A 13,130-nucleotide genomic window follows, 5' to 3' on the forward strand; every position below is an offset into this window, starting at 1 on the left:
AGTCATACCCTCCTGGGCATAGCGCCTTCACCGGGCAGTACCAGCCAAAGACATTCCCTACAAACAACAGAGATTTGCCCTACAAAAAAAGCACTATCAGAAAAAATGTGACTCCCATCAGGATAACTCGTAGTCCGGGAGTCATACATTCCATGATAAACCCCCACTCCTCGGGAATTTCATATGGCATCCGACAGAAGCGACAGCAGCTTGCTTCGCTTGGCCAGGTTCAAACATTAGAACGCAAGGTGTGGTGTGTCTAATGGATTTCTGCAACAAGAAATAATGTGCTCCCTTGTATCCCCCTGGACCCGGGACATCGCCGGCCCCTGTGCGTGATCACCAGTGCAATCAGGCTCGCTGCTGGACGGAGCGCGGCCGCACGGGAAGCCGGTCGAGAATCATCCGTAATCCATCCTGGCATACACATAAGTAAGGACGGCATTATAAAAAACCCGTTTATGCTAATTCCCGCTCAGTGGAAAGGTTTGACAACTTATATTCAGCCAGCACTCGCCAATACACAAGCGGCGCTGATTCAGTCTGTTGCCATAAACCCTGAGCGCCAACGTTATTGCCACTGACGCCTGTCACTTTAAAAGAACCCATCCACCATCGATAAAAATAACAGGAAACGGACTACGCCCCGCCAAGAACGCTTACCTTCAACGCGACGATCACAGCCCGAAAGTAAAACCCTCTGTCTTGACCCTTTCTTTCCAGGCTGCAAACTCAACACTTGCCGAGCCACTTCAATATATTGAACGCCACCCAATCATTAATACAACTCACCACACCGAACGACATTAGCAAAGGTCTATCCTACGACGCGGACGAGCAGGCCATATATAATGAACGACCACACTTTCAAAAAGCATCTCCCCCCCCAGAGACATCTGGATCTTGATCTGGACCTGGCCATTGATGATTTCCTCAAACGCGGCGGCACCATTGATCGCGTGCAAGCCCCCCTTAGCGACCAGGCCCTTGCGGACACTGGCAAGCACGCCACGACGCCGGAGGAACAGGAAGAGGAACAGGAAAGAATCCGCAAGACTGAACTGTTGCGCGAGCTGATCACCAAGGGGGCGGGCATCTCCGCGCTCCAATACTCCCTCAAGATGAACAAGAACGAAATAAAGCGCATCGCCCGGGAAAACGGTCTGAAGATCGCCCAAAGCCGTTCGCTGCACATCACCCGAAAATACCGGGCCCCACAACCGGTCACGGCGGAGTTCGCGCAAGATGCGATTGCCGGACATGCCATGCACTATTGCGCGCTCGGTTACACCGCCATCGAGATTGCGCAAAAACTCGACTTGACCGTCCGCCAGGTCTGCGAACTGGGAAAAAACTACCGCTTCGAACTCAATCACCGCCACGATAACCAGGATGACTGATCTCGTCCCGACGTCCCAAAAAAAACCCGGCCAACGGGCCGGGTTCTTTCAGACAAGCAACCGATCAGAACAACTTACGGCCCTTGTTCGCCGCAATCCGCATGCGCAGGGCGTTGAGCTTGATAAAGCCGGCCGCGTCAGCCTGGTTGTAAGCACCGCCATCTTCTTCGAAAGTGGCGATATTGGCGTCGAACAGCGACTCATCGGACTTGCGCCCGGTGACAATCACATTGCCCTTGTACAGCTTCAGGCGAACCACGCCATTCACATGAGCCTGGGACGCATCGATCATCTGCTGCAGCATCAGACGCTCAGGGCTCCACCAGTAGCCGGTGTAGATCAGGCTGGCATACTTGGGCATCAGCTCGTCTTTCAGGTGCGCGACTTCACGGTCCAGGGTGATCGACTCGATGGCCCGGTGGGCGCGCAACATGATGGTGCCGCCCGGGGTTTCGTAGCAGCCACGGGACTTCATGCCGACATAGCGGTTCTCGACGATGTCCAGACGACCGATGCCGTGTTCGCCACCGATCCGGTTCAGGGTCGCCAGCACGGTGGCCGGGGTCATTTCGACGCCGTCCAGCGCGACGATATCGCCGTTGCGGTAGGTCAGCTCCAGGTACTGCGGCTTGTCGGGCGCGTTCTCCGGGGAGACGGTCCAACGCCACATGTCTTCCTCGTGCTCGGTCCAGGTGTCTTCCAGCACGCCACCTTCATAGGAGATGTGCAGCAGGTTGGCATCCATCGAGTACGGGGATTTCTTCTTGCCATGACGCTCGATCGGGATCGCGTGCTTCTCAGCGTAATCCATCAGCTTTTCACGGGACAGCAGGTCCCATTCACGCCACGGAGCGATCACTTTCACGCCTGGCTTGAGGGCGTAGGCGCCCAGTTCGAAGCGCACCTGGTCGTTACCCTTGCCGGTAGCGCCATGGGAAATGGCATCGGCGCCGGTTTCGTTGGCGATTTCGATCAGGCGCTTGGCAATCAACGGACGGGCGATGGAGGTACCCAGCAGGTACTCGCCTTCGTAGACGGTATTGGCGCGGAACATCGGGAACACGAAATCGCGCACGAACTCTTCGCGCAGGTCATCGATATAGATTTCCTTCACGCCCATGGCTTGCGCCTTGGCACGTGCCGGCTCGACCTCTTCGCCCTGACCCAGGTCCGCGGTGAAGGTCACCACTTCACAGTTATAAGTATCCTGCAGCCACTTGAGGATCACCGAAGTGTCCAGGCCGCCGGAATACGCCAGAACGACCTTGTTTACGTCCGCCATGCCATCACTCCACGGGGTTGTACGGAAAGCCGTCGATTCTACCGCTCAAACCAGTGAAATTACAGAGGCGCGACAGCTTAGGACGACAAAGCGACAGATAATGTCGACGCGGCGACGAAAGCAGCCGCTTCAGGAGGTCTTCGCGGCATTCGCCGTGCTGGCCGTGGGTGCCGGTGCGGGTGCTGGCACGGGCGCCGGCTTCTCAGCGACCGGGACACGCTCCAGGTGGATATTGACCCGGCGATTCTTCGCCCGGTTGGCCGGACTGTTGTTCGGTACCAGCGGATAACGCTCGCCGTGAAAACGCATGACGATCTGCGATTCAGGGACACCGTTGGCCTTGAAGTAGTCCATCACCGCCAGCGCCCGGCGGCGCGACAGATCGCGGTTGGCCAGACGATTGCCAGCATTGTCGGAATGCCCGTCGAGCTCGATATGGTTGACGCTCGGGTCGGCCTTGATGAAATCGAGCATCACCTGCAACTCGGCCTTGGCCTGGGCGTCAAGATCGACACCGGTGCCAGGAAAGCCGATCTGCGCCTGTTTCACTTGCTCGAAATTCTTCGGTAGCAGTTTCGCGGTACATTCCTGATAGTCGTTGTAAGCCTTGCTGAACTTCACCGGCAGCAGGCGTATTTCCGAGACACCACCGTCTCGCGAGTAGTGCCGGACCAGCGGGCTGCGCCCCTCCAGCAAGCCGCTGACCAGGCGTCCGGCCTGGCCCTGGGAGCTGTTGAAGAGCACATCGCCACTCCCCATCCGCACCGAGCCCAGGTTGATGTCGCCGCGCCCCGGCTGCCACGGTGCCGCGGCTGCCAGCAAGGTCGCCGAACCGCCGCCCAGCACGTGATTGTAGGCTTTCAGGCGAAAGGTCACCTGCTCGCCAGCCCGGCGCACGAACTCACCGGCACCGAAGTCGGTGATCGGCTGGCTCAGCCGGCACTCGAACTTGTCCCCTTCCACCTTCCACTCGATGCTCTCCAGACGGGTCTGGAAAGTCAGCGCCATGGCGGGCAGGCTGGCGAACATACTGAGCAAGGCTAAATAACGCTGGCGCACGGGAGGCTCCACTGGATGTCTACATCGTCAAGACAGGCATGCCGATTCCACGCCCTACCTCTGTGGTATCGGTTGGTCGTGGCAAAACTTGATAGCGAGTGCCTGAGACCGTCTTTTCCGGTAGCATTCCCTCCAGTTCGACCCGCCTGGAATCCCCAATGTCCGACCGCCTGACCCTGCTGCGTCCCGACGACTGGCATATTCATCTTCGCGATGGTGCTGCGTTACCTCACACTGTGGCGGATGTCGCGCGCACCTTTGGCCGCGCCATCATCATGCCCAATCTGCTGCCACCGGTGCGCAACGCCGCGGAAGCCGATGCCTATCGCCAGCGCATTCTCGCTGCGCGACCGGCCGGCAGCCGCTTCGAACCGCTGATGGTGCTCTACCTCACCGATCGCACCCAGCCCGAGGAAATCCGCGCCGCCAAGGCCGGCGGCTTGGTCCACGCCGCCAAGCTCTACCCGGCCGGCGCGACCACCAACTCGGATTCGGGCGTTACCAGCGTCGACAAGATTTTCCCGGTTCTGGAAGTCATGGCCGAAGTCGGCATGCCGTTGTTGATCCACGGTGAAGTGACCCGCGGCGACGTCGATGTGTTCGACCGCGAGAAACTGTTCATCGACGAGCATATGCGCCGTGTCGTCGAACGTTTCCCGAGCCTCAAGGTGGTGTTCGAACACATCACCACCGCGGACGCGGTGCAGTTCGTCAGCGAAGCGGCGGCCAACGTCGGCGCGACCATTACCGCCCATCACCTGCTGTACAACCGCAATCACATGCTGGTGGGCGGCATTCGCCCGCACTTCTACTGCTTGCCGATCCTCAAGCGCGGCACGCATCAGGAAGCCCTGCTCACGGCGGCGACCAGCGGCAATCCGAAATTTTTCCTCGGCACCGACTCGGCCCCCCACTCCCAGCACGCCAAGGAAGCCGCCTGCGGTTGTGCCGGCTGCTACACCGCCTATGCCGCGATCGAGCTATACGCCGAGGCCTTCGAACAACGCAACGCGCTGGACCTGCTCGAAGGTTTTGCCAGCCTGCATGGCCCACGCTTCTATGGCCTGCCGGTGAACACCGACAAAATCACCCTGGTTCGTGAAGAATGGACCGCCCCGACCAGCCTGCCATTTGGCGAGCTGTCAGTCATCCCGCTGCGCGCCGGTGAAAAACTGCGCTGGCGCCTGCTGGAGGAAACGCTGTGAGTGAAGAGCATTTCGACGACGAACAAGAAGGCAACGGCGGAGGTACCGGCTCCCGGCACCCCATGGCCGCGCGCTTTCGTGGCTACCTGCCAGTTGTCGTCGATGTCGAGACCGGAGGTTTCAACGCCGCCACCGACGCCCTGCTGGAAATCGCCGCCACCACCATCGGCATGGACGAAAAAGGCTTTGTGTTCCCGGAGCACACCTATTTTTTCCGGGTCGAGCCGTTCGAAGGCGCCAATATCGAGGCGGCTGCCCTGGAGTTCACCGGGATCAAGCTCGATCACCCGCTGCGCATGGCCGTCAGCGAAGAAACCGCACTGACCGATATTTTCCGCGGCGTGCGCAAGGCCCTGAAGGCCAACGGCTGCAAACGCGCGATCCTGGTCGGCCACAACAGCAGCTTCGACCTGGGCTTTCTCAATGCCGCGGTGACGCGCCTGGACATGAAGCGCAACCCGTTTCATCCATTCTCCAGCTTCGACACCGCCAGTCTTGCCGGCCTGGCATACGGCCAGACCGTGCTGGCCAAGGCCTGCCAGGCCGCCGATATCGACTTCGACGGACGCGAGGCCCACTCGGCCCGCTACGACACCGAGAAGACCGCCGAGCTGTTCTGCGGCATCGTCAACCGCTGGAAGGAAATGGGCGGCTGGGAAGACTACAACGACTGATCCAGTCGGCGAAGAAATCCCCGCGCATAAAAAAACCGGTCATGACGACCGGTTTTTTTATGGGTGACGCTTACAGCTTGCCGGCATTCTCGGTCAGGTACTTGGCAACGCCTTCTGGCGAAGCGTCCATGCCCTTGTCGCCTTTTTTCCAGTTGGCCGGGCAGACTTCGCCGTGCTCTTCGTGGAATTGCAGGGCATCGACCAGACGGATCAGTTCTTCCATGTTACGGCCCAGCGGCAGGTCGTTGATGATCTGCGAACGGACAACACCTTTGTCGTCGATCAGGAACGCGCCACGGAAGGCCACGCCGCCTTCGGACTCAACGTCGTAGGCCTTGGCGATTTCGTGCTTCATGTCGGCGGCCATGGTGTATTTGACCTTGCCGATGCCACCGTCGTTGATGGCGGTGTTGCGCCAGGCGTTGTGGGTGAAGTGCGAGTCGATGGAGACGGCCACGACTTCAACGTTGCGCGCCTTGAAATCGTCCATGCGGTGATCCAGGGCGATCAGCTCGGATGGGCAGACGAAGGTGAAGTCCAGTGGGTAGAAGAACACCAGGCCGTATTTGCCTTTGATGGCCGAGGACAGGGTGAAGCTGTCAACGATTTCGCCATTGCCCAGTACGGCAGGGACGGTGAAGTCGGGGGCTTGTTTGCCTACGAGTACGCTCATTGAATATCTCCTGGTGTGTGCGGTGAAGAACTTAAGGCCCAGCCCAGCCTGCCATAAGCAGACGACAAGACTATGACGTGACCTACCTTCCTAAGGACCGACCATCATACACCGCGTTTTTCGACTGTCCCCAACGGTTTTTACAAACTTGCCCACGGCGCCCCGACACCATTCGTCAGACAAGGCGTCCGCTGACAACAGCTTGAGCTAAAGCACTTTGACAATCATTCTCGTTAACATTAAGATCCAGCGCAATCGAGCCTTAATCAGCGATGGTTCTCACCTTATGTATGTCTGCCTCTGCACTGGCGTCACCGATGGGCAAATCCGCGAAGCGATCTATGAAGGCTGCTGCAGCTACCGCGACGTGCGGCAAGCCACTGGCGTGGCCAGCCAATGCGGCAAATGTGCCTGCCTGGCCAAGCAAGTGGTGCGCGAGACCCTGACCGAGCTGCAAAGCCAACAGGCGGCGATCCCTTATCCGGTGGAATTTTCCGCCGCGTGAATAGCGAAATAGCAAAGAACCGGACCCTGTGTCCGGTTTTTTTATGTCTGCAATTCAATCGCTTAGGGCAAAGACGCGGAACACAAACACTCTTATTCCGATTAATTTGTATATAAGATTCAACAACTTAGGTTTGACACCCGAAGTTGTCGAGATCAAACTCTTGTTTAACCGTCAATAAAGGACAGGACCCCACCATGAAAGGCGATATCACGGTCATCCAGCATCTCAACAAGATCCTTGCCAACGAGCTGGTCGCGATCAACCAATACTTCCTGCACGCCCGCATGTATGAAGACTGGGGCCTGAACAAGCTGGGCAAGCACGAGTACCACGAGTCCATCGACGAGATGAAGCACGCGGACAGGCTGATCAAGCGCATCCTGTTCCTCGAAGGCCTGCCGAACGTGCAGGACCTGGGCAAGCTGCACATTGGCGAACACACCAAGGAAATGCTCGAGTGCGACCTGCGTATCGAACGCGCCGGCCATGCCGACCTGAAGGCGGCCATTGCCCACTGCGAAGCCAGCGCTGACTTCGGCAGCCGCGAACTGCTGGAAGATATTCTCGAGTCCGAGGAAGAACATATCGACTGGCTGGAAACCCAACTGAGCCTGATTGACAAAGTGGGTCTCGAGAACTACCTGCAGTCGCAAATGGGCGAATAATAACGCCATATTAAAAAGCCCCGCGCTCTTGTTCAGAGGCGGGGCTTTTTTATAGGTGCCTGACAAGCAACCACCTATCCCTGCAGGAACCAGCTTGCTGGCGATGAGGCCCTTGAACCTTGTGTTACTTGTCGGGGCACTATCGCCAGCAAGCTGGCGCCTACAGGATCGCGTTCAATCAAGTACCCGCGATCAGGCTTCGGTCTTGGTCGCTGCCGCTTTGGTCGCCGCATCCTTGATCAGGCTCTGCAACTCACCGTTGGCGAACATTTCCGCCATGATGTCACTGCCGCCGACCAGTTCGCCACCGACCCACAGTTGTGGGAACGTCGGCCAGTTGGCGTATTTTGGCAGGTTGGCGCGGATTTCCGGGTTCTGCAGGATGTCCACGTAAGCGAACTTCTCGCCACAGCCCATCACGGCCTGCGCGGCCTTGGCGGAAAAGCCGCACTGTGGAGCATTCGGCGAGCCTTTCATGTAAAGCAGAATGGTGTTGTTGGCAATCTGCTCTTTAATCGTTTCGATGATATCCACAAGGCACCTCTTCTGAACTTTCCGACGCTGTTGTCGGCACGGTGAGGCATTGTAACGGAAAGCCAAGCGCGGTGCTCGATCTCCCCGACATCCGCCAACGACCGCCGCCGCCCCAACGGATCATGCCGGAGCCAGCTTGTGTGGGAGCGGAGCTTGCCCGCGAAGCTCTTGGCGGTCTGCAACCGCTCCCACATCAGTGCGTGTCAGGCTGCCGCCACCGTGACCGGCACGCCGTTCAACGCCGCGTTGCCCGACAACACGTCGAGCTGGCGCTCATCGGTCAGGTCGTTGGCGCTGGAACCTGGCTGGCCGCTGGCAATCCCCATTTTCACCCCGGGCCGCGCATGCCCCCAACCATGGGGCAAGCTCACCACGCCAGGCATCATCTCCAGGCTGGCGAGCACCTCCACCTCGATCATGCCGACCCGCGAACTGACCCGCACCCGCTGGCCATTCTCAAGACCGCGGCTGGCCAGGTCATCGGGGTGCATCAGCAACTGATGGCGCGGCTTGCCCTTCACCAGGCGGTGATAGTTATGCATCCAGGAATTATTGCTGCGCACATGCCGGCGACCGATCATCAGCAGCTCTCCCACTTCAGGCGCCTGTTGCCCGGCGAAGCGGGCGATATCGGCCATGATCGCCGCCGGCGCGGCCTGGACCCGCTGCCCGAGCGTCTTCAGGCGTGGCGCCAGATTGGGTTTGAGCGCGCCAAGATCGACGCCATGGGGATAGTCCTCCAGGGTCCGCACCGACAACTTGTGCGGCGACGCATCGCCATAACGGCCCATCCGCAGCCCCATATCGATCATCTGCGCCGGAGCCATGGTTGGTTTGAGCACCTGGCCGGTCAGGCTGGAAAATGCCTTGGCCAGACCGACAAAGATCTCCCAGTCATGCAACGCGCCTGCTGGCTTGGCCAGGATCGCCCGGTTGAAACGGCTCACATTGCGCACCGCGAACATATTGAACGTGGTGTCGTAGTGATCGTTCTCCAGGGCCGAGGTCGACGGCAGGATCAGGTCGGCGTAACGAGTGGTTTCGTTGATGTACAGGTCGATACTGACCATGAACTCCAGGCCGTCCAGCGCCTGCTCCAACTGCCGGCCATTGGGCGTGGACAACACCGGGTTGCCGGCGACCGTCACCAGGGCCCGCACCTGCCCTTCACCCTCGCTGAGCATCTCCTCCGCCAGCGCCGACACCGGCAGCTCGCCAGCGTACTCCGGCAACCCGGACACCCGGCTTTGCCAGCGATTGAAATGGCCGCCGGAGGTCGAGGCCACCAGGTCCACCGCCGGCTCGGTGCACAAAGCACCGCCGACCCGATCGAGATTGCCGGTCACCAGGTTGATCAGTTGCACCAGCCAGTGACAGAGGGTGCCGAACGACTGGGTCGAGACCCCCATTCGCCCATAGCAGACCGCCTTGTCGGCCGCGGCGAAGTCCCGGGCCAACTGGCGGATCCGCGGCGCCGGTACCGCACACAGCGGGCTCATGGACTCGGCACTGAAGCCGGCCACGGCCCGGCGCACCTCATCGAGCCCATCGACCGGCAAATGACTGGCGCGCGTCAGCCCTTCGGCGAACAGGGTATTCAGCAGGCCAAACAGCAAGGCCGCATCTCCGCCCGGACGGACGAACAGGTGCTGATCGGCGATGGTCGCCGTCTCGCTGCGTCGAGGATCGACCACCACCACCTTGCCGCCCCGTGCCTGAATCGCCTTCAGACGCTTTTCAACGTCTGGCACGGTCATGATGCTGCCGTTGGAAGCCAGTGGATTGCCGCCCAGGATCAGCATGAAGTCGGTGTGATCGATGTCCGGAATCGGCAGCAACAGGCCGTGGCCATACATCAGGTGACTGCTCAGGTGCTGCGGCAATTGATCGACCGAGGTCGCGGAAAAACGATTGCGGGTTTTCAACAAGCCGAGAAAGTAGTTGCTGTGGGTCATCAACCCATAGTTGTGCACGCTGGGGTTGCCCTGATAGATCGCCACGGCATTCTGGCCATGCCGGGCCTGGATCGCCGCCAGGCGTTCGGCCACCAGGGCAAAGGCCTCATCCCACTCCATCGGCAGCCATTCGTCGCCGACCCGACGCATCGGCTGGCGCAGGCGGTCCGGGTCGTTCTGGATATCCTGCAGCGCCACCGCCTTGGGGCAGATATGCCCACGGCTGAAGGTATCCAGGGGATCGCCCTTGATCGAGGTGATCCGCACCGCGTCGTCGGCGCGGGTGGTTTCGATGGTCAGGCCGCAGATCGCTTCGCACAGATGGCAGGCACGGTGGTGGAGAGTCTTGGTCATGGCCAGTCTCTGTTTTATTCAAGGCAACCCGAACCGGTTGCGGGAACAAAACTATGGCCCCACGTCGCGCGACACACCAGCGACGTTCGTCTTGTGAATCGGGGAATATCAGGCCTGCCGATGACGGCGCGCAAATCAGGCCATGGGTAACCGGGAGACCGGTTGCAACTGGATTTCCTGAACGGTTTCGATCTGCTCCTGGCCCATCTGGACCCCGGTCAGTTCGCCGATCAGGCGCCAATGCTCGTCGAGACCGGTACTGATGGTCGCCATGCGGTCGATCATCCGGCGGCCGGCCGCACGGGTCACTTCATCCTCGCTGCGCAACAATTCAAACGACATCGAGGTCACGGAGGCGGTCAGATGGGTCAGTGCCTGCGCCGTCAGCTTCAGCAGCTCCATCAATTGTTGCTCTTTCGATTCCATTCCAAAGCCCCTTATGTCCGCAATGATACATTTTACTACCTGGCAGAATAGTTTAGGAAATGTTTCCACCGCGGCCATCTTTGCACGCGTTTGCCCTGCCCCGACAACCAGAAAGCGACAAGGCTCCATCTACGCACGTCAGCCTTGATTGCCAAGGCTTTGCGACACAGTGTACAAAGACCTGCTGTTGCCAGGAGACAGACGTGTATCGAGTTGAAAAAGGTCATGGCCATCGAGACAGCCGACCCCAACCATCTTGAAACTGAGCCTCCTATTGGTAACACGCGACATTTTCTTATACGATCGCGTCTTCCCCTATTTCGTCGCCCCGTGCGGCTTACGCCGCAGGTCTCGCCCGTTTTTCCGTAAAACCCGGCTTTGAGTATCTGCGGTCTGTTGCAAAAAGGTAGTTAATGATGAGCGCAAGGCACTTTCTCTCCCTGATGGATTGCACGCCCGAAGAGCTGGTCAGCGTGATTCGTCGAGGCATCGAGCTGAAGGACCTGCGTGACCGCGGCGTACTCTTCGAGCCACTCAAGGGACGGATTCTCGGGATGATTTTCGAGAAGTCCTCGACCCGCACCCGCGTGTCGTTCGAGGCCGGCATGATCCAGCTCGGCGGCCAGGCTCTGTTCCTCTCGCCGCGCGACACCCAACTGGGCCGGGGCGAACCGATCGGCGACAGCGCCATCGTCCTGTCGCGCATGCTCGACGTGGTCATGTTGCGCACGTTCGAGCACAGCACCCTGACCGAATTCGCCGCCAACTCTCGCGTACCGGTGATCAATGGCCTGTCCGACGACCTGCATCCCTGCCAGTTGCTCGCGGACATGCAGACGTTCCTCGAACATCGCGGCTCGATCCAGGGCAAGACCGTGACCTGGATCGGCGACGGCAACAACATGTGCAACAGCTATATCGAAGCAGCCATCCAGTTCGACTTCCAGTTGCGGGTCACGTGCCCCGAAGGCTACGACCCCAACCCGGCGCTGCTGGCCCAGGCCGGCGAGCGCGTGCAACTGGTTCGCGATCCGCGTGAAGCGGTACGCGGCGCGCATCTGGTGAGCACCGATGTCTGGACCTCCATGGGCCAGGAAGAAGAAACCGCCAAGCGCCTTGCCCTGTTCGCGCCCCTGCAGGTCACCCGTGAGCTGCTCGACCTGGCCGCGCCAGAGGTGCTGTTCCTGCACTGCCTGCCGGCCCACCGTGGCGAGGAGATCAGCCTCGATCTGCTCGACGACCCGCGTTCGGTGGCCTGGGACCAGGCCGAGAACCGACTGCATGCACAAAAGGCCTTGCTCGAATTCCTCGTCGCACCGGCGTATCGCCCTGCATGAGTCATGCGCCACTGCTGAACCTGCATGACCTGGCCTGTGGCTATGGGGGGCAACGGGTCGTGCAGAACCTCAACCTGCACCTCAACGCCGGCGACATCGGTTGCCTGCTCGGCTCATCCGGCTGCGGCAAGACCACCACCCTGCGAGCCATTGCCGGCTTCGAGCCGGTGCACGAAGGCGAGATCCGGCTGGCGGGCGAAGTCATCTCCCGCGCCGGGTTCACCCTTGCACCGGAGAAACGTCGGATCGGCATGGTGTTCCAGGACTATGCGCTGTTTCCGCACCTGAGCGTCGCCGACAATATCGTCTTCGGCATTCGCCAGCACCCGCGCAAGGCTGATATCACCGAGGAACTGCTGGAGCTGGTCAACCTCAAGGGCCTGGGCAAGCGTTACCCCCACGAACTGTCCGGCGGCCAACAGCAACGGGTGGCCCTGGCCCGCGCCTTGGCGCCAGAGCCGCGATTGCTGCTGCTCGACGAACCCTTTTCCAACCTCGACGTCGAGCTACGGCGCAAGCTCAGCCAGGAAGTCCGGGATATCCTCAAGCTACGCGGCACCAGCGCGATCCTGGTGACCCACGACCAGGAAGAAGCCTTCGCCGTCAGCGACCAGGTCGGCGTGTTCAAGGAGGGTCGCCTGGAACAGTGGGATACGCCCTACAACCTTTATCACGAACCGCGGACACCTTTCGTCGCGAGCTTTATCGGCCAGGGCTACTTCATTCGCGGACAACTGTGCTGCCCGGAGTCGGTTCAGACCGAACTGGGCGTGCTGCGCGGCAATCGGGCCTATGCCTGGCCGCTCGGCGGCGCGGTGGATGTACTGCTGCGTCCGGATGACATTGTCCATGCCCCGGACAGCGCGTTGCGGGCGACGGTCGTCGGCAAGACCTTCCTCGGCGCCTCGAGCCTGTACCGCCTGCAACTGCCCACGGGCAGTCAGTTGGAGTCGATCTTCCCCAGCCACCTCGACCACCGGCCGGGCGCCCGGGTCGGAATCCGCGTGGCGACCGAACGCCTGGTGCTGTTTCAGCCGCGCACCTAGGCCGTGAGCGGG

Annotated in this window: 13 protein-coding genes; 7 read left to right on the forward strand and 6 right to left on the reverse strand. The window is 60.2% G+C overall.

Annotated features, from left to right (window positions below; translation table 11 throughout):
- Positions 1 to 851: 851 nt before the first annotated feature.
- On the forward strand, positions 852 to 1,400 hold the full coding sequence (locus PFEN_RS14005) for a hypothetical protein (protein WP_191487403.1): 549 nt from the start codon (positions 852 to 854) through the stop codon (positions 1,398 to 1,400).
- 64 nt (positions 1,401 to 1,464) lie between these two features.
- Here PFEN_RS14005 and PFEN_RS14010 read toward each other — a convergent pair whose 3' ends face one another.
- Both PFEN_RS14010 and PFEN_RS14015 read right to left on the reverse strand, forming a co-directional pair.
- The gene (locus tag PFEN_RS14010; protein WP_007938916.1) at positions 1,465 to 2,682 is read right to left on the reverse strand and encodes an argininosuccinate synthase; all 1,218 of its coding nucleotides are present in this window, start codon (positions 2,680 to 2,682) and stop codon (positions 1,465 to 1,467) included.
- Positions 2,683 to 2,811: 129 nt separating this feature from the next.
- A complete protein-coding gene (locus PFEN_RS14015) occupies positions 2,812 to 3,741 on the reverse strand; it encodes a flagellar protein MotY (RefSeq protein ID WP_191487404.1) in 930 nt (309 codons plus the stop codon).
- 158 nt (positions 3,742 to 3,899) lie between these two features.
- On the opposite strand from PFEN_RS14015, the gene pyrC reads away from it, so the two are divergent.
- Both pyrC and rnt read left to right on the forward strand, forming a co-directional pair.
- Positions 3,900 to 4,946, forward strand: a complete 1,047-nt coding sequence (gene pyrC / locus PFEN_RS14020) for a dihydroorotase (protein ID WP_191487405.1) — start codon at positions 3,900 to 3,902, stop codon at positions 4,944 to 4,946.
- Positions 4,943 to 5,620, forward strand: coding sequence for a ribonuclease T (gene rnt, locus PFEN_RS14025; RefSeq protein WP_191487406.1), 678 nt, complete (start codon positions 4,943 to 4,945; stop codon positions 5,618 to 5,620). Before pyrC ends, rnt begins: the two co-directional genes overlap by 4 nt.
- A gap of 70 nt (positions 5,621 to 5,690) precedes the next feature.
- Here the strand turns inward: rnt and PFEN_RS14030 are convergent, their stop codons facing one another.
- Positions 5,691 to 6,293: a peroxiredoxin gene (locus PFEN_RS14030; protein ID WP_121134265.1), complete on the reverse strand. Its 603-nt coding sequence runs from the start codon at positions 6,291 to 6,293 to the stop codon at positions 5,691 to 5,693.
- Positions 6,294 to 6,579: 286 nt separating this feature from the next.
- Here PFEN_RS14030 and PFEN_RS14035 point away from each other — a divergent pair, with 286 nt between their 5' ends.
- Together PFEN_RS14035 and bfr are read left to right on the forward strand one after the other, a co-directional pair.
- The gene (locus PFEN_RS14035) at positions 6,580 to 6,798 is read left to right on the forward strand and encodes a bacterioferritin-associated ferredoxin (protein ID WP_191487407.1); all 219 of its coding nucleotides are present in this window, start codon (positions 6,580 to 6,582) and stop codon (positions 6,796 to 6,798) included.
- 197 nt (positions 6,799 to 6,995) lie between these two features.
- Positions 6,996 to 7,466 (forward strand): bacterioferritin, encoded by a 471-nt coding sequence (bfr, locus tag PFEN_RS14040; protein ID WP_191487408.1) that lies wholly within the window; start codon positions 6,996 to 6,998, stop codon positions 7,464 to 7,466.
- Between the two features lie 192 nt (positions 7,467 to 7,658).
- Here bfr and grxD read toward each other — a convergent pair whose 3' ends face one another.
- From grxD to PFEN_RS14055, 3 genes are all read right to left on the reverse strand, one after another.
- Positions 7,659 to 8,000 (reverse strand): Grx4 family monothiol glutaredoxin, encoded by a 342-nt coding sequence (gene grxD, locus PFEN_RS14045; protein WP_191487409.1) that lies wholly within the window; start codon positions 7,998 to 8,000, stop codon positions 7,659 to 7,661.
- Positions 8,001 to 8,203: 203 nt separating this feature from the next.
- Entirely contained in the window at positions 8,204 to 10,309 is a 2,106-nt protein-coding gene (locus PFEN_RS14050; RefSeq protein WP_191487410.1) for a molybdopterin oxidoreductase family protein, read from the reverse strand.
- Between the two features lie 135 nt (positions 10,310 to 10,444).
- Complete coding sequence (locus PFEN_RS14055) at positions 10,445 to 10,735, reverse strand: hypothetical protein (RefSeq protein WP_191487411.1); 291 nt, start codon at positions 10,733 to 10,735, stop codon at positions 10,445 to 10,447.
- 416 nt (positions 10,736 to 11,151) lie between these two features.
- Between PFEN_RS14055 and argF the strand changes: the two genes are divergently transcribed.
- Positions 11,152 to 12,072 (forward strand): ornithine carbamoyltransferase, encoded by a 921-nt coding sequence (argF, locus tag PFEN_RS14060; RefSeq protein WP_191487412.1) that lies wholly within the window; start codon positions 11,152 to 11,154, stop codon positions 12,070 to 12,072.
- Positions 12,069 to 13,118: an ABC transporter ATP-binding protein gene (locus PFEN_RS14065; RefSeq protein WP_191487413.1), complete on the forward strand. Its 1,050-nt coding sequence runs from the start codon at positions 12,069 to 12,071 to the stop codon at positions 13,116 to 13,118. The genes argF and PFEN_RS14065 overlap by 4 nt, the downstream gene beginning before the upstream one ends.
- Positions 13,119 to 13,130: the final 12 nt, after the last annotated feature.

Origin of the sequence: Pseudomonas sp. FEN (genome assembly GCF_904067045.1) — a bacterium.
Taxonomy (GTDB): Bacteria; Pseudomonadota; Gammaproteobacteria; order Pseudomonadales; family Pseudomonadaceae; genus Aquipseudomonas.